General features: G+C 42.7%; 19 protein-coding genes. 5 read left to right on the forward strand and 14 right to left on the reverse strand.

What is annotated here, in order from left to right; genetic code table 11:
* Positions 1-32: 32 nt before the first annotated feature.
* Positions 33-368, reverse strand: coding sequence for a hypothetical protein (locus HYN43_RS04325; protein ID WP_119408290.1), 336 nt, complete (start codon positions 366-368; stop codon positions 33-35).
* A gap of 159 nt (positions 369-527) precedes the next feature.
* Between HYN43_RS04325 and HYN43_RS04330 the strand changes: the two genes are divergently transcribed.
* Positions 528-683, forward strand: a complete 156-nt coding sequence (locus tag HYN43_RS04330) for a lmo0937 family membrane protein (protein WP_022832652.1) — start codon at positions 528-530, stop codon at positions 681-683.
* A 288-nt stretch (positions 684-971) separates the two neighbouring features.
* Here the strand turns inward: HYN43_RS04330 and HYN43_RS04335 are convergent, their stop codons facing one another.
* Positions 972-1,880 carry an IS3 family transposase gene (locus HYN43_RS04335; RefSeq protein WP_119406541.1) on the reverse strand — a complete coding sequence of 303 codons (909 nt, stop codon included), beginning with the start codon at positions 1,878-1,880 and terminating at the stop codon, positions 972-974.
* Positions 1,877-2,209 carry a hypothetical protein gene (locus HYN43_RS04340; protein WP_119406542.1) on the reverse strand — a complete coding sequence of 111 codons (333 nt, stop codon included), beginning with the start codon at positions 2,207-2,209 and terminating at the stop codon, positions 1,877-1,879. The genes HYN43_RS04335 and HYN43_RS04340 overlap by 4 nt, the downstream gene beginning before the upstream one ends.
* A 368-nt stretch (positions 2,210-2,577) precedes the next feature.
* Here HYN43_RS04340 and HYN43_RS04345 point away from each other — a divergent pair, with 368 nt between their 5' ends.
* From HYN43_RS04345 to HYN43_RS04355, 3 genes are read left to right on the forward strand one after another with little or no spacing between them, the layout of a single operon-like run.
* A complete protein-coding gene (locus HYN43_RS04345) occupies positions 2,578-2,919 on the forward strand; it encodes a hypothetical protein (RefSeq protein ID WP_119409247.1) in 342 nt (113 codons plus the stop codon).
* Positions 2,920-2,924: 5 nt separating this feature from the next.
* Complete coding sequence (locus HYN43_RS04350; RefSeq protein WP_119408291.1) at positions 2,925-3,677, forward strand: DUF72 domain-containing protein; 753 nt, start codon at positions 2,925-2,927, stop codon at positions 3,675-3,677.
* Between the two features lie 29 nt (positions 3,678-3,706).
* Positions 3,707-4,936, forward strand: coding sequence for a thioredoxin family protein (locus tag HYN43_RS04355; protein WP_119408292.1), 1,230 nt, complete (start codon positions 3,707-3,709; stop codon positions 4,934-4,936).
* Positions 4,937-4,994: 58 nt separating this feature from the next.
* On the opposite strand, the gene HYN43_RS04360 is transcribed toward HYN43_RS04355, so the two are convergent.
* A complete protein-coding gene (locus HYN43_RS04360) occupies positions 4,995-5,609 on the reverse strand; it encodes a hypothetical protein (RefSeq protein ID WP_119408293.1) in 615 nt (204 codons plus the stop codon).
* A 316-nt stretch (positions 5,610-5,925) separates the two neighbouring features.
* Positions 5,926-6,303, reverse strand: coding sequence for a winged helix-turn-helix transcriptional regulator (locus HYN43_RS04365; protein WP_119408294.1), 378 nt, complete (start codon positions 6,301-6,303; stop codon positions 5,926-5,928).
* A 104-nt stretch (positions 6,304-6,407) separates the two neighbouring features.
* Between HYN43_RS04365 and HYN43_RS04370 the strand changes: the two genes are divergently transcribed.
* Positions 6,408-7,376 (forward strand): NmrA/HSCARG family protein, encoded by a 969-nt coding sequence (locus tag HYN43_RS04370; protein ID WP_119409248.1) that lies wholly within the window; start codon positions 6,408-6,410, stop codon positions 7,374-7,376.
* A 297-nt stretch (positions 7,377-7,673) separates the two neighbouring features.
* Here HYN43_RS04370 and HYN43_RS04375 read toward each other — a convergent pair whose 3' ends face one another.
* The 9 genes from HYN43_RS04375 to HYN43_RS04415 form a co-directional block, all read right to left on the reverse strand.
* Positions 7,674-8,033: a hypothetical protein gene (locus HYN43_RS04375; protein WP_205589867.1), complete on the reverse strand. Its 360-nt coding sequence runs from the start codon at positions 8,031-8,033 to the stop codon at positions 7,674-7,676.
* A gap of 202 nt (positions 8,034-8,235) precedes the next feature.
* Positions 8,236-8,721, reverse strand: coding sequence for a hypothetical protein (locus HYN43_RS04380; protein WP_119408296.1), 486 nt, complete (start codon positions 8,719-8,721; stop codon positions 8,236-8,238).
* A 204-nt stretch (positions 8,722-8,925) separates the two neighbouring features.
* The gene (locus HYN43_RS04385) at positions 8,926-9,606 is read right to left on the reverse strand and encodes a hypothetical protein (RefSeq protein ID WP_119408297.1); all 681 of its coding nucleotides are present in this window, start codon (positions 9,604-9,606) and stop codon (positions 8,926-8,928) included.
* Positions 9,607-9,740: 134 nt separating this feature from the next.
* A complete protein-coding gene (locus tag HYN43_RS30595) occupies positions 9,741-10,826 on the reverse strand; it encodes a TIR domain-containing protein (RefSeq protein ID WP_205589868.1) in 1,086 nt (361 codons plus the stop codon).
* 126 nt (positions 10,827-10,952) lie between these two features.
* Complete coding sequence (locus HYN43_RS04395) at positions 10,953-11,855, reverse strand: ribose-phosphate diphosphokinase (protein ID WP_119408298.1); 903 nt, start codon at positions 11,853-11,855, stop codon at positions 10,953-10,955.
* 64 nt (positions 11,856-11,919) lie between these two features.
* Positions 11,920-13,338: a nicotinate phosphoribosyltransferase gene (locus tag HYN43_RS04400; RefSeq protein WP_119409250.1), complete on the reverse strand. Its 1,419-nt coding sequence runs from the start codon at positions 13,336-13,338 to the stop codon at positions 11,920-11,922.
* Between the two features lie 4 nt (positions 13,339-13,342).
* The gene (locus tag HYN43_RS04405) at positions 13,343-14,182 is read right to left on the reverse strand and encodes a DUF2971 domain-containing protein (protein WP_119408299.1); all 840 of its coding nucleotides are present in this window, start codon (positions 14,180-14,182) and stop codon (positions 13,343-13,345) included.
* Between the two features lie 4 nt (positions 14,183-14,186).
* Positions 14,187-15,083, reverse strand: a complete 897-nt coding sequence (locus HYN43_RS04410; protein WP_119408300.1) for an NUDIX domain-containing protein — start codon at positions 15,081-15,083, stop codon at positions 14,187-14,189.
* 668 nt (positions 15,084-15,751) lie between these two features.
* Positions 15,752-16,438 (reverse strand): NUDIX hydrolase, encoded by a 687-nt coding sequence (locus HYN43_RS04415; protein WP_119408301.1) that lies wholly within the window; start codon positions 16,436-16,438, stop codon positions 15,752-15,754.
* Positions 16,439-16,459: the final 21 nt, after the last annotated feature.

Here is a 16,459-nt window from a genome sequence, read left to right on the forward strand (position 1 = left end):
ACGCATTCATATGGCCAAAACAATCAGCGTTATTAAATCGACCACAATTGCGGCGTATCCCGGTAACGGTTTATTTCTTCAATCACGTCCTCAACTTCGGCGCGTGATAGAGCCTCATGCCCATCGGCAATGTAATTGAACACCTTTCCGGGCTGTTCAAAATTAATATGACCTAAATAGTTGGGATTATTTTTTTTAGTGGTTTGCAAAAGCGCATCATAGTTTTCGGAGATGTTCAGTACCGACGGTTCGCGGCGAAAAATGCTGTAGCTGTAGGTGAGTACCGGGTGCCCGTCTATATGGGCTTCGCTTTCGGGTAAAACTATCAGGTGCAGGTTGTAGGCTATGGTAATAAAAAAAGGTTTCATAATGCTGGTGGTATTTATTTAAACATGCAAGCATGGTGCCATAATACTTCATAAGTCATTATTTAATTTATTTTACTTAAAGAATAATATTTTTTGATACTGTAAAATTATGGCACGGTTTTTACGATGTATTTTACAACAAACTAAATACATACTACTATGAGATCATTATTGTATATCATCGCCGTTATCCTGATTATAGGTTGGGCGATAAGCGTATTTGCCTACTCGGCAACAGGTTTAATACATACTTTATTAGTGATAGCTGTGATATCCTTTTTACTGGGTATCATCCGCAGCCCATCAACAGTTTAATTGCCGATACCATAAATATTGCAACATAATTTTGAACGCGGACCGGTTGGTTCGCGTTTATTGTTTGTTGTCTGAATCTGAATTTACAGAATTTTAGGATTAGCAGAATGTTTGTCTGAACTGACTTGTCCTAAAAAAGGTTGACAGTGATTTTATAAAAATAAAGATAATTATTGTTTGTTTGTCGTGTTAGGATGTGGGTAACGCGTAGCGTTATCCACATCCTAACACGTTTTTCTTTTTTTGCTTCTTTTTTTCTTTTTAAAAACGGGCGTTTGTTGTTGATAACTACCCGGCTGTCTCCTCCCTTTTTGCAGGTTTACTCTTATAATTGTTCCTCCAGAGGCGTTTGAGTTTAAACTTTCTGGTATGTACCAGTGCAGGTGTTAACATCGATATGCTGCTATGAGGGCGTAAGTAATTATAAATATTGACTGCCTGTGTCACAGCAGTTCTTGCATCTTCAATATCTATGAACGATGGCTTTAGTAGTTCCATTTTCAGGATCCCGTTTACCCGCTCAGCAATCGCATTGTCTCTTGGATCCCCGCTTTGGGTCATGCTAATATCTATGTTGTTCTCCTGTAGTGTTTTTATATAATCGTGGCAACAATATTGCGTTCCCCGATCTGAGTGATGGATCAATTCTTCTTTATTCTGACGCCCCTCAATAGCCATTTTCAATGCTAATATGCTGCCTTCGGCTGTAAGGTTCCCGCTAACATGAAAACCAACGATCTTACGGCTATAGGCATCCGTTACAAGGCTCAGATAAGCAAATTCACTGCTGAGTTCAAGGTAAGTGATATCACTTACCCATAACTGTTCTGAGCGCGTAGGGACCATGTTTTTGATCAGGTCGGGATATTTCTTCATCCAGTGATTGGAATCAGTAGTTTGTGGTTTACCACGCCGCTTTTTGTTCAACAAGCCATACTTGCCCAGCATCCTGAAAAAGTGATCTCTACCCATTTTTAATTTATGGGCCTTGATAAAAGGGGTCATAAGGAAGAATAGTTTACGGCCTCCGATACGGGGCTGTAAATCCCTGTAGCCGATAACCTGCTGAACCAGCAATTCCTCCTTGATGGGTTCCTCCTCTTCCAATAAACGTCGCTTATAATAGGCTTGGCGCGAATACCCAGACAGTGAACATAACAGGGATAAGCTACAACCCTGGCTTTGTTCTACTTTCATGACTGCCTGGGGCCAGCTTTTTTTCTGATATCGGTGCCATACTGCTCATCCGATATATCAATCATTGCTTCCAGTAGATGGATCTTCAATTGGGCTTTACGTAACTCTTCCTGTAAGGCCTTGATGTCCTCTGGCATGCCCTCCCGTTCTTTTGCCACTTGAAGGGATGCTGCCCTTTGCGCTATTTTATTGTTCTTTTTCTTTTCTTCCACAACCCATCTTGATACGCTCGCGTTTCCGAATCCGTATTTCTGCCCTAATTTAGCTGATGTTGTGCCGCCCGCCAAATATTCTTCTATGGCAAGCGCTTTTCTTAATGTATAATCCATTGCTGACTACTTTTGTGTCAACCTATAGCAGGACAAGTCAAACCGGAATTTGGGGGAATTAAATGAATGGGCAGAATGCCAGGCAAATCCAATAAATTGTCTGAACCGGAATTTGGGGGAATTAATGAATTCACAGAATGCCGGGTAACACTAATCAGTGCGATCAAAATAATCTGTGTAATCATCTAAAAAATCGGAGTAATCCCAGTGAAAAAATCAGCGAAATCAACGCAATCAAAAAAATCAACGGTCAAAATCGGCGAAATCCCCAAAAAGTAAATCCGAAATCGAACATCCGAAATCCCAAATCAAAAACCCTTTCCATCGCCGCTTGTTTAACTCCATACATCTATTTAAATACTACAATTATGGCACTAAGTGATGAAGAATTTCGCGAAGAGTATAAACCTTTATACATCCCTGCACATTTCGAGATACAGGATACGCAGCAGAATAAAATAATTTTCGCCCTGGCCCAAATAGGCGAGGGCTCGGCGGCTGATGTGATTAATGAACTGGAAACCCTGCAGCCCGGCATTACCGATGAGCAGCTTACCGCCATTACCAAAACCGTTTTGGCCGATCTGCACAATAAAGGACTGCTTAAGGGTGAAGAACATAATGGCCGGATGCAATACAACCTGAGCAAAATAACCGAAGCAAATGATGGACCGGCCGATCAGGATGTGCCGGTGACGGGTTTGTCGTGAGCCGTATGCGCGGCGATTTTTATTTGGGCACCAGCAATATCGTACTGCCGGTGCCCAATAAGCTGGCCTTTCCCGAGGCCTGGCGCGATAAAAGCCGCCTTAGTTTTTACGCGTCGTTGTTTAACAGTTTGGAGGTGAACAGTACGTTTTATAAAGTTCCGCTGGGTAAAACTGTAGCGCGATGGTCGGCCGAAGTGCCTGCCGGTTTCAGGTTTACCTTTAAGTTTTGGAAGGAGATCACCCACAATAAAAACCTTGCTTTTAAGCCTGCCGATGTAGAGCGCTTTTTTGAGGTTATTAACCGGTGCGATAAAAAAGGCTGCCTGCTGATCCAATTACCGCCAGGTACCCGCTTTGAGAGTTTCGGGCAGTTGGCAGCTTTGTTAGCCATTATTCAGCAATATAACCGGGAATCGCCATGGCGCATTGTGGTTGAGTTCAGGCATTCGTCGTGGTATAATCAGCAAACCTATCAGTTGTTGCAAAATAATGATGTGGCGATAGTTATGCATGATATGAAGGCATCGGCTCCACCCTTTATCGAATCCACTGCCGATTTTGTTTACCTCAGGTTTCATGGACCGGAAGCAGGGTATCGAGGCAATTATGCCGATGATGTTATTGCCGAATATGCGGCTTATATTAATGAGTGGCGTGGGGAGGGTAAAACCGTGTATGCTTATTTTAATAATACGCTGGGTAGTGCGTTGGGTAATTTGGTGGGGTTGAATAGTGTTGTTGTGAAGGATGATCAATAACCTGTGCCCAAAAATAGTAGCTTTACGATATGAAACCACAAATACTTTGTTTCTGCCTATTACTAAGCTTGTTGCGCCCTGCACATGCGCAGCAACAACGAGGCGGCATCCGTTTTTTGGGCGGAAGCTGGAAACAATTGCTGGCCACGGCCCAGGCAAAACAACTCCCCATTTTTGTAGATGTGTATACCGATTGGTGTGGCCCCTGCAAGCGCATGGAGAAGGAGATTTTTCCGCTGCCCGAAGTTGGTAAGTTTTACAACAATAATTTTATCTGCTACCGCCTTAATGCCGAAAAAGGGGAGGGGCCGGCAATTGCCAAAGCCTTCGGCATAAGTGCATACCCAACCTGGCTTTACCTCGACCCTAAAGGCGTGCTGCGCAGTAAACGTACCGACTATATGCCCGTCGATGAATTTATTGCGGCTGCGAAATTGGCATTGGGCAGTGACAGTACATCGCTAAGGTTATCTGCTTTAGACGCCCGATTTGCCGGTGGCGAACGCAGTAAATCATTCTTTCATACTTACCTGGAAGCGCGAACAGCGGTACAGTTGGATAACGCCAGGATACTGAACGCCTACGTAGCAACCCTGAAAAAGCAAGACATGAACGCCGCAGAGCTTCGTTTCCTGTTGAAAAACTGCGGACGCACATGGTCGGCAGCGGTGCCGTTGATTGCTGAAAATCTTAATGTATTTGATCATGACGAACAAAAACAGGTGGCCAACAATCTGTTTGATAATACCCTATACTTTGCCTGGGGCGATGCCGCCAAAGCCGGCGACCGGCAAACAGCCCTGCAGGCTTTGGCTATTGAAGAAAAGTTGTATCCGCTACTAACCGAAGCCGCCCAACTAACTGCCGACCATGCTGCCCTGTACCATTGTCGAAAACTGCAACTTACCGATGGCCTAAAAAAAGCAGGCAACCGTTTGGCTGTGAAACAGATGGCGGTTGATACTTTGTTGGCTCGTGAAAAAGATAAAGAGTTGTTTGATAAAGTAATGGCTCCGTTTTTAAGCGGACAGCAGGATAGTACTAAAATACCGGGTTTTGCCGAAGAGAAACTTTTGGCCGCGAGGCAGTATTCGGGTAATGTGGCTACGCTTTTGTTTGAGGTTGCAGATGCTTTCAGGGAGTTGTTGCCGGGGGATGATGCCGCGCAAAAGGATGCAGCAAAGTGGGCGGAGCGGGCTTATTTGTTGGTGCCTAATGAGCATACCAGGGCGCTGGTGGCGAAGTTTAAAGCGAAGTAAAATATTTAATTTAAAATGTTTTTGTTTAGTACCCAAAGTTGTAATATAAATATTTAATTTAAAGGGAGTTAAGATCAGTCTGTGGCTCGGTATGATCAAGCTGCTTTTTAATTGCTGATAGCTTTCGCTTTTGCTTTACAAATCCGGTAATAAAATAAAACCCAAGCAGGTACATGAGCATGGTAACGGGGGCGGTGGTTTTGAACAGTATTGTAAGGCCATTATTAATATCCACATAAAAGAATATACCTGAAATAACAATTACAACGGAATACACCGAAAGATAACCCGCCATAAGTTTAACCTGCCCGGTTATTTTTTGAATGCGGTATTGCAGGTAGCTGATTCTTATATCGGTGCTGCCGGTATCCCGGTAAACAATACCCCTCCATACAAAGAATAAGTATAATGCCAGCATGATCATAATCAGGATAAGGGTAGCAGCCAATAACACGGGGTGCCCTCCCGTCAAACTCCCGTAAAGCCTGCTGATGGTAAAAATTACCTGGATACAGGCGCACAGGGTAAGTATATTACTCCAGAGCAGCATGCGCTGTAACTTATCATCTAACGCCTCAATACGATTTTTTACGCTTTTACGGGCATTCGCATCAGCCTCTTTTTCGGGCCAAAAGGGCCGGAGGTGATGGGCTTTATCAGTGTTCATCTTCATCCTTAATTGCTGCGGTATTTTTACAGCAGGATGCAGTTGCTATAGTTATGCCATGGCTTGTTATTTATATTAAAAACGCGTTTAGAAGCCTCGGTAAACCGTTTTTTATTTTGCTGGTTATTTTGAAATTATGTCATTTTGATTAATTGGCTTTCTCGATTTGAGAATGTTGATGGGGATGTTTGTAGTTTCAGCTAAAATTACATAACCGATATAGTTGGAAGTAAAATATCCCGTACGCGCAAGCAGAATGCTTGCATGAATTTAGGACGAAGTTATGCCTGCGCTAAACTTCGACCAGTAGGGAATGAAGTAATCAAAGAGAGTTCCTGACGAATGTACCTTTTTGCTCTGTAACCTGGTTCCCCCAGGCCGTGATAGCCTCCAGTACAGGAATGAAGGTCTTGCCGAAATCCGTTAAGCTATAAACCACTTTTACGGGTGGTTTGTTACCATATACCTTCCTTGTAATCAAACCGTCCTTTTCCAGTTGCTTTAGTTGCAGGCTTAGGGTCATTTCCGTTACGGCCTGCATTTCCTTTAAAAGTTCGCTGTACCTTTTAGGTTCCGATTTTAAATGGTACAGGATCACTGTTTTCCATTTCCCGCCAACAAGGTCCATTGCCAGGCTTACCGTACAGGGATAAACCTTATCGTTCAGTTTAACACCCTCGCCAATGCATTCTATTTTCATATGCCAGGTATTTTGAGCTATCGAAAATGATAGTTATTGCAAATGTACAGAGCTATAAATAGTTTTGCAACTATAATTATTATAGTACAAAATTACAGATGACGATGGCTAACATAAGTAAAGACTCTACGTTACAAAACAAACCGCTAATTACCATAACTGGTGTTTTGGGCAAGCAGGGATACAGTGCTGCGCACACGCTTTTACAAAGCGGGCTATACCGCGTACGCGGTATTACCCGACGAATTGACTCACCGCAGGCACGCGCCTTAATAGAAATGGGGGCGGAACTCATTAACCTGCCGCTTGACGCAGGGTATCAGCACGAATATGCAAGGGCATTCTTCGGCTCTGATGCTGTTTTCATGATGACACCGGGTATAGCCCCTCCACAAACCCACGAGTTTGAATTGGGTAAACAGCTGGCAGACGCCGCCCTGAAGGCCGGTGTAAAACATTTGATATTCAGCAGCCTGGAAAATGTAGATAAGATCACAGGAGGAAAAAAGTTCGCTCCCCATTTTACGGATAAGGCACGGGTAGAAGAATATATACGTACGCTTCCAATTAAAAGCACGTTTATCTACATGGCCTTTTTTTATACAAACCTCATTGAATTTTATACCCCTTATCAGCACGGCGATACCCTTGTATTTCCTATATACCTCCCGGAAGATTTCCGGGCGCCGTTTGCCGATCCCCTTACTGCCACCGGCCCCGCAGTTTTAGAGATCTTATCAGATCCGGACAGGTATTCTGGCAAATCCTTACCGGTAATAGGCGATGTGATCTCACCCCGCGAGATGGTTGATACTTTTATGCGTGTTACCGGAAAGAAGGCAGTGTACAGTTCAGCCTTTTCGCGTGAGGATTTCCTCCGGCATTTTCCTGAATTTGGGGCAAATGAGCTTTTGCTGCAAGAAACACTGGGGATGGTGGAATACGCTGTTGAATATGGCTATTTCAGCAAAGATCGCGATTGGTTATGGAGCCGACGCGTAAATCCAAATAGCCTAACCTGGGAACAGTTCCTGCGCTCAACAGGCTGGCAAGGGGAAAAACGCTCATATTAGGTAGTGCAAATGCTAAAATGAAACAGACATTGCACTTTGAGGTAGATGCGATAAATGTGCAGTAGCTTAAACTTACTTTTAGCATCCGCCATTACTTCCCTGATCTGCTGGGTATGGCGGTTATTATAGGCAGCAATGAGCAGGATGAATTGGTAGCTGTCCCCAGCCGACGCGGGTTTGCAGACTGGATATGAGGGATTGGGTACTCGTGACCTTTATCGCTTAGAAAGTCTCGAGTAAGCCAGGCTTTTGTCCTGTGCTGCATACTCGCGCCAGTTGGGGGTTCTCAAATTAGCGTCAATTAAAATAGTTTTCAATTTCGCAATTCGTTGTTTGAAACTTTTTAAGGCTATTCAAAGCGTTTTCAGAAACTAATAATGATGCATTCGGTGATAAAGAAAAGTCGTTGTTAGCATCGCCATTAACTACTAACCAATAAAATACAGGTAAGATTCTATCCGGATAAAGATCAGTAAACTGCTCCGATTTACTGATTTCGCAATCCGCAAAACCTGTTAAATCAGAACTTTTCAGATACTCCATTAATTTTTCGGTACAGATAAAACAAGGAAAACATTCAAGAAGATAGTCGCCGAGCCAGCCATCAAATTGATAGTGCAGTTTGCTGACAATCGGCGGATGTACATTTCTATCCAATGTAGTCTTTGTACCTAACTGTCCGGCTACTTCCGGATAAAGTATGTATATCTACTTTGCATGAACTTGGATTTTTGATGAATATTTTAGGCTTCTACTTGTGCTGAATACTGGCGCCAGTTAGCGTAGACCTAAATGCGGGGCACACGCGGCACGCGTGCGCCAGCGAGAATTAAACTTCCACCAGTTAGATTGTTGTTGTTTAAATATTCGCACGAAGGTTAATGATATGGTAAGTTGCCAGAAGATAAATAGCGATCCCTCCTAAAAATACAAATACGTGCGGTAACATAACGTGTGGCCAAAAGAGGACTTTGAAAGTGCCTTTTTTGTATTTACCATGCCATCTTTTGCTCCAAAAATGACTTAGCTGTAAAGGTTGTATCGGTTTTTTTATTTCAGCGTTAAAATGATCTTCAATTGTATAAACGCGGTCGTAAAAAGACTGTTGAAAAGCCTTCCAAATACCTTCAATATACCAGAATAATAATGATGCAAAAGACGCAACTAAAAATAACTCGTTACTTCCTTTATCTGTAAATCCGGCTCCCATAACAACAAGGCTACCTGAAATACTCCAAGCTTTGATTGTTATACTTTTGCTATCAAAAGATTCTATCGTATTTTGAAGATGAAAATATTCTTCCTTCAGAAGAGTTTCAATATTGGTAAGATCAGGAGTAGGCATAGCGGATGGTTGTTTATCAAATATAATATTAAATCTACATTCTAACTTTTCTTTATTTAAAAAGCCAGTGTCAAATACTCAAAAGCTACTGCAAGCATCCCCACTTGTGGTCATTATGCTAAGTTATATGAGCGATTTAGCATGTTGTATACCTAAACGCGGGCCACAAGCGAGGACGCTTGCGGCAGCGGGGGAAGCCGGAACTTATAGGTATTTCTTGAGCCTATCGATTGTCGTATTAAGTGATGATGGAATTTTTCCTTCTAAAACTTGCTGGTAATTTACCGTTTCTTTACTCAGAGCATCCACAATTATGCAGTAAGTAGGATTTACTTTATGCTCTCGTGAATAAAGATGTGATATGTATCTGAACAGCGCATCGGAAAATGTACCTAAATCACTTGGTTTGAACCCTTCTAACCAGACAACAAACCAAATGCCACCAACTGAAAGTTCGCCTTTGTTTTTAAAAGAAAATATATGATGAGGGAGAATCTGTATTGGTACATCCTTTATAAGTAGGGGTGAGTTTGATTTTGAAAGAAATTTTAAATCATTAGATGGACGCCAAATCGAAAAATCGAAGTCTTCATAATTGTGGAGTATCTCAAGATTTCGCTTGAACATTATTTTTGTATTGTTGAATTCTGTCGATTCAAAATCAGTTGATAGGTCTTCAATTTTTTCTTTTATGACCGATGGACTGTTTTCTTTAAATGCGCGAGCTAACCCGCTGGTACTTCGTATCCAATAATCACCGCCATTACTATTTTCGTCTAAATCAATTTTCTTTGGAACTTTTAGCTTGTTCGCGAAAGTTGTTTGTCTTCTTTCAGAAAATCTGCCAAATTCAATTAGCTTTTTTACAGGTACTTTATTGATCATGATAATAAATTTAGGTTCGTTTTTATTTTAAAATTGCGAAGAAATTAAGTTTTCTTGCTCTTGGATAATCTTATCAACTTTTATGATTCGGAAGTTATAAACTCGATGATTAGCTATTTTCTATAGAGGAAGCGCTATTGACGCTGCCTAAGAAGTTTCATGTACGTTTGAGTGCTTCCTTTATTTTCCCAAGCTGCCTTTATGTGATCAGACAGTTCTGGAATATCCGCTTCAATCGACGACTTCCATAACACTGGATTATACTCAAAGTATCTCATCATATTATCAACATCGAAAATATTACCAGTACCCTTAGCTTTAATTATTACAACAGGCTTGTCAAGAGCCATTCGCATTCCAAGTTCAAACAATACATTGGGATTGTGATCTGTTAAGTCGGCAACCACCAAATCGGCATCTAATAATTCGTTAATGATAGTTGAATGAATTATATCACTGCCCTTAATATTTGCTGTGTAAGCTTCAAAGCCAGCTTTTTCTACCGCAGGAGTTATTAAACTTTGTAAAACTTCTTTGAAAAAACCTAATGGACGTTCCGGATTTTTCTCGCTAAAGGGAATGGCGACGAAAATTCTTTTTGATCCTTTTTTTCCGGTTGAGCTAAGATGTGTATGTGACACAACCTCAATTTTTTCCGTATCTGCAACATTACCGGTATTAATTAATGGTGTATCTAAATTAGATAAATTATTTATACCGAGGTCTACGCAATTTTGATTAAATAATTCAGCGAACTCCTTATGGAAGTTCGGATTTAATTTAAACTTGTTTTCTAAAGTATTACTTAGATAGGTCATCTCAGGTAAAGTAGAACCTTTATAATGATCTAATACCTTTTTAAAAAGAGGAATCCTTAGAAAAGCTTCTATCTTTTTTTCTCTTTCTACCACTGGGTTGTCGGCATAGATTATTTCTCTACCGAGTGGTTCTATATTAATGGTTTCTGAATGTCTCGTTCCCGATGTGATTCCAAATTCTCTGGATGATGCGGCATAATAAACAAAGTCATTATTAGTAATGGACAAGTTTATCGCCTTTCCCACCTCTTTGGGACTCCAAGGATTTCCTCCGTTTAACTCCCGTATCTTTCTTCCGATTATTAAGCACTTTTCTAAAGTTATTCTTGGATAAGGCCTTAACTCACGCTTGTTTTCTGTCTTATTAGAAGTGCCTTTAATACTTCCTTCTTTCTTTGCCATTTTTATTTAATTTACAATATTATCTTAATGATAATTAAATATGTTTTTTGTATCAAGTTGTTCTAAATTAGATAATTAATATTCATTTCCAAATATTTATATTTTGCAGAGTATTTAGCATTCTTCTCACCCGCAAATCAACCCCGCCACACTCTTCACCTCCACAAAGTCATCCCCTTCCAAATCCTTACAATTCACATGCGTATCGGTACAAATCAGCTTCTTAATAACCCCGCAAGCCTTTAACTTCCCAATCCCATCATTTACAAACAAACCATGCGTGGTGATCACATAAATATCACCGGCACCGGCGTTTTTGTAGGTTAGCGCCGCGTTTACAATGCTGCCGCCCGAGCGGATCATATCATCATATATAATAACCGTTTTGCAGGCTACGTCGGCGTTGATGGCGCTTACTTCTGTGTGGTCGCCTTTTAGGCGGCGTTTGAGGATGAAGGCGGCGTTTACGCCCATATCGTTCGCTAATGATTCAACCCATTTGGCGCGGCCGGCATCTGTGCTGGCCATTACAAAATTGTCGCCGCCGTAACGGGTGGCTGCCTCAATTACGATATCCTTGCAATACACGTGTACGGGGTACAGGTCCTGCTCAAAATAGTACTGGATGCCTTCGCTATGTAAGTCGAACAGCATTACCTTGTTGCCCCGGTTTGATTTGGGTATGGCCGAGAGCAGGCGGGCACGGGTTTTGGCAGTCACAATTTCGCCGGGTTTAACGGCGCGCTCCATGGTGCTGTAGCCAAAGTAGGGGATCACCAGCGTAAGCGAATCGGCACCATAACTTACCAGCGATGAGGCCAGATCGTACAGTTCGAGGGTGGCGCTATCGCTCACCGTGCCGCCTATCAGCAGTACCTCGCGGCCTTCTACATTGGAGAGGATGCGCTGGTAGCGCTCGCCATCGGTAAAGTGGCTCACTTCAATTTCTCCGCGTTCGCAGTGGCCAAGGGCAAGCACTTTTTCGGCAAGGTATTCGTATCCGGTTATGGCAAAAAGTAGTTTCTTCATTATTTTAAGCTGAAAGCTGAATGCACAAGGCCTAAAGCTTTTGGATTAGTGGTTGGCTATTAGTTTACTGATTCTGCAAGGTATCAATTACCTGCTCAAAGGTAAATTCTTTCACAATATGGCCGTTTTCAAAAACGGTTTGGAGCTGGTCGGCCAGTTCGGGTTGTTCATCCTGGTGGATGGTTTTGTAGCCCTCGTTGGTTTTAACCAGTTTCAGGCGGCCGCCTTTGCTCTTTTTAAAGCTTGTGGTAATGTTGCCGTTGGCATCCATTTCGGTAGGGCTTTTTTCTACGTTAACCTCTTTACCATCTATTACCGCGGCGCTGCATTTCAGGGCGAACTTTTGGGTATCGCGGTCAACCTTTTGCAGTAGCGCGCCGCCCATGCCCAGTACCAGGTTTTCGGCGCCGATGTTGTTGGCTTTAAGGGCTTCGTATATCACGCCTATCTCGGTGTAGTTAACGCCATCGCCCTGTATCACCCTAACCTGTGGCGGCAATACTTTGTAGCCCTTGGCATTGGTAGTAAAGCCGAATTTATCAAACAGGATGTTAAAAATCTCGAGCAGGGTACGTACCGGGTCGCCGCTATCGGGGCGGATCACCAGGGTGCCGTCGCGTTTCAGGATCTCCTGTTTCAAATCCTCGCCCCAGTATTCGCTGCAGGCTCGGAAAATATTGAAGCTATCACTCACGCAGGCAATAACGCCGGTAGGGAAGCTGCGCAGCACATGTTTAAATACCTCCAGCTCGCCTTCCTGGCCAAGCAGGGTACAAATGCTGTGTTCGGTAGCCGGGATGCTTAACCCGTACACTTTTTGCGCGTGGTAGTATTTAAGGGCCATACTTGATCCCGCTAAATTATCGCTTCCCATAAAGCTTAATAAATGCGCGGCACCGCCCAGTTTGGCGCTCTCCACGCTGCTCACCCCGCGGAAACCGAAATCGTTGAGCACAAAACCTATCCCGCCAAAAGCTTCGGGTGTGGCGGTTTCTTCGTAGTAGCGGGTAACTACTTTTTTAACCTCGTGGCTTAGGGTGGCTACGGTGCAGGGGTACCAAACCTGCATCAGCAAAGTTTCTAAAAAGTTGGTGAGCCAGTAGCATTCCGGGTCGGTGTTTTCGATGGTCATGAGCACGTTGCCGGTGGGTATGCTGGTGCCTTCGGCTACGGCTTTGATACGTACGGGCAGGTGGCCGTTGTATTTATCCAGTATGTATTGAAATTTGCTGCAATCAAACACATCGTTACGGCCAAAAACCTGTTTTAAAAACTCGTCGGCCTCATCCAAATCAATTTGGTTAAAGGCGGGGCCTTGCAGGTATTCCTTCAAAAAATATTGCAGACCGAAAAAAATGGTCTCATTAAACATACCCCCGCGGCTTTCCAGGTAGCTGTAAATTTGGGTGGTGCCGGGGTAGTAAAATTTATGGTGGGCGTATTTATAGGCGTCGGCTAAGAGGATCAGATTTTCCTTTTTCATGGCTTTAGTTTTTAAGGTAGTTCTCAACTACGACTCTATCATTTTGTAAAAACGCTTTTTTTATTTTGACATGATTTAGTTCGCTTGGAATGGAAGATAATAATGAGTCTTCATTCTCCTTTGATATTTTAAAACCTAATATGATTTCTTTTACGGCATCAGGATGGATTACTGATATTCTTTCCGCTTTTGTAAATGGATTTAATCTGAATTTGAAAGCACGGTACTCCTTTTCGAAGCTCCATTTATTGTGTTTGTTAAATACTTGTAGCAATGCTTGATTTATATAAGAATGTTTTGGAAATGGATGAATAATTGGTAACTCATCGTGATAAATGACTTTGCCTCCCGAATTGCAAATTTGTGGGAGCATAAGTTTTGTATCGAAGCCAATACAAAAGCCAGTGTACATACTTGAATATTTTTCCCACATTCTTGTTTCGCAAGGGTATTCTGTAAGGCTTAAAACACCGGTCCGTTCGCAATATTGGTTGAAGCTTTCTTGTTGCATTTGCGCAATGAAATCTTTGTTTCTAACTTGGGTGTTATTTGACCAATATATTGCATACTCCATGTGTTGTTCAATTGTATATTGGGGATTTTTATATTGAGAATCTCGGTAAAATTTATTCAAGATGTCCTCCTCGGTGAGTAAATCCCATCTTGTTGGATTTTTACAATCAAGTTCATCCTCAAATTGATTGGGAGCTGCAAAGTAGACTTCTCTCTGTGTTATAATTTTTTTATGTGAGTCATTATTCCAATCTCTATATTTATAAACCATAGGCGGCATTTCAAAATCCCGTAGTGAGATTATTTCTGGTTTTGATATTTCTAAATCCATGGCTTTAGTTTTTTTGGTATTTGCTGGTGATGAAATTAAACAAATCAACGTGTTCTTCGCTTATCGCGCCATCTTTTATCATCAATGGCAGATCGGTAAGTTTAAACCAGGCCAGGTCGGCAATATCATCCTGGGCCTGTGGTTCGCCTTCAATAAAATCGCAGCTAAACAGCAGGGTAATAATCTTATCTACCTCGCTGCGGTAGCGCCAATCATTTATTTTGGCCGATGTTTCGTACTGCATGGCGGTGGTTTGCATCTCGCCGCACTCTTCGATAAGCTCGCGTTTGGCGGCATCTTCGTAACAGGCATCTTCCGGATCAGAAAAGCCGCCCACAAAGCGCCATTTATTGTTGATGGCCTTTTTGCCAAGCAATATCTCGCTGCGGTTATTCCTGAACAGGGCCACATCAACCGTAGGGTACACTTTAGGGTACTGGTTGTAGTATGCGTAAAGGATCCCCGCCCGGAAATCGTTCGAATCAAAAACTTTATCCGCATATTGTTTACGCAATTCGGTGGCATTGTAATCGCCATGCTCGGGTAGCTCTACGGTCTCAAACTTGCCGCTGTAGTAGGGGATAAAGCTATCGCGGCTGCCGTATAAACAAAACTGCTCGGCGCTGAAAACGCTTTTCAGCAGGTTATCCAAATTCTCCGACCAGATCTTGTCGCTCGGGTTATCGCTTATGGGGAGAACAACTACTTCGGGGTAGTCTTTCTTGATCATTTTTTCGCGGGTGTAATAGTCGTAAGGGTTTTTGCGGCTGCCTTTAATGGGGCTTACACCCAGCAAGATAATCAGCTTGGCGTGTTTTTGCTTAACCTGTGCAATCAACTCCTTATGGCCTTCGTGAAGGTATGGGGTTTGAAAGCGTGCTATAATTACTGCGGTTTTCATTTGTATTTTGTGTTAATTATACGCAAATATAAATATGTGTTTTAAATACGCAAATTATTTTTTTATTTTTTTGCGATTGATGCTTAGCTAAAGCGGGGAGGGGTGGGTTTTGTTTGGGGGGTTAAGCGCGCAGAGTGTTTTTTATGGATGACGGAGATTTTTAGGCACGCAAAGGCGCGAAGGCGCTAAGTTTTTTGTGAATAGTTGTTAAATGTATGTTGGAGATTTTAAGCACGCAAAGGAGCTAAGCACGCAAAGTGTTTTTTGTGGATGGTTGGTTGGGGGGAGATTTTTAAGCACGCAAAAGAGCTAAGACGCAAAGTGTTTTAAATTAGTAACCAGGGCAAAAATGGGGTGTCATGCTGAGTAATAAAGTCCTGCGACTCCGAAAATGAAATGACATTTATCTCTTTGTCATCCTGAGGAACGAAGGATCTTCTTCGCCCTATATAGCCGCTATGCTTGTTGTAGAAGATGCTTCGTGCCTCAGCATGACAACGTGTTTTTAATGATGGCATGCTGAGCCTGTCGAAGCATGATGGGCGGGGCTTTGCGCACGACTTTTGATAAGTTTAAAGGGACAGGCTATTCCGTAAATGCACAAAAAAACTTTGCGCCCCCGCGCCTTTGCGTGCCTTAATTAACCCAATAGCAGAAAAATCGCGATCTTATATCTCAAAGCTAATCCCTTCCTTCTTCAACAAAAAATACTTCTCTTCGTTAAAGCGGAACAGGTTGCCTGGCCTTCCGGCACCTTCAAGGGCTTGTTTTTCGGTGGTTTCTTCCAGGAAACCGTATTTGGTGATCTTCTTTTTAAAGTTACGACGATCGAAGGGGCGGTCGAGTACGGCGAGGTAGAGTTTCTCCAGTTCGGAGAAGGGGAATTTTTCTTCCAGTAGTTCAAAGCCTACCGGCTGGTAAAGCATTTTGCTTTTAAGGCGCTCATGAGCTACGCTGATGATGGTGGTATGGTCAAAAGCCAGCGAAGGCAGTTTTTTGATGTTGAACCAGGCTACGTCGCTGGCATCGGTATCGGCTTTTACGTCGAAGGCATCCGGTCGTACAAGGCCGTAGTACGTTATGGAAATTACCCGGTTACGCGGATCGCGGCCCGGCTGGCCAAAGCTGTATAGTTGCTCAAGGTAACTGATGCTGATGCTGGTTTCCTCACGAAGTTCGCGCTGAACAGCGTCTTCTAACGATTCATCGTTGCGTACCAGTCCGCCGGGTAGGGCCCAACTGTTTTTAAAAGGCTGAATATTGCGTTTAATAAGCAGTACAGATAAACCCTCTTTTGAGGTATATCCGAAAACTACGGCATCAACAGCAACTTTTATATTTTGGGTACCCGGCATAATACAAAGTTAGGGAATGGG

Origin of the sequence: Mucilaginibacter celer (genome assembly GCF_003576455.2) — a bacterium.
GTDB classification, from domain to species: Bacteria; Bacteroidota; Bacteroidia; order Sphingobacteriales; family Sphingobacteriaceae; genus Mucilaginibacter; species Mucilaginibacter celer.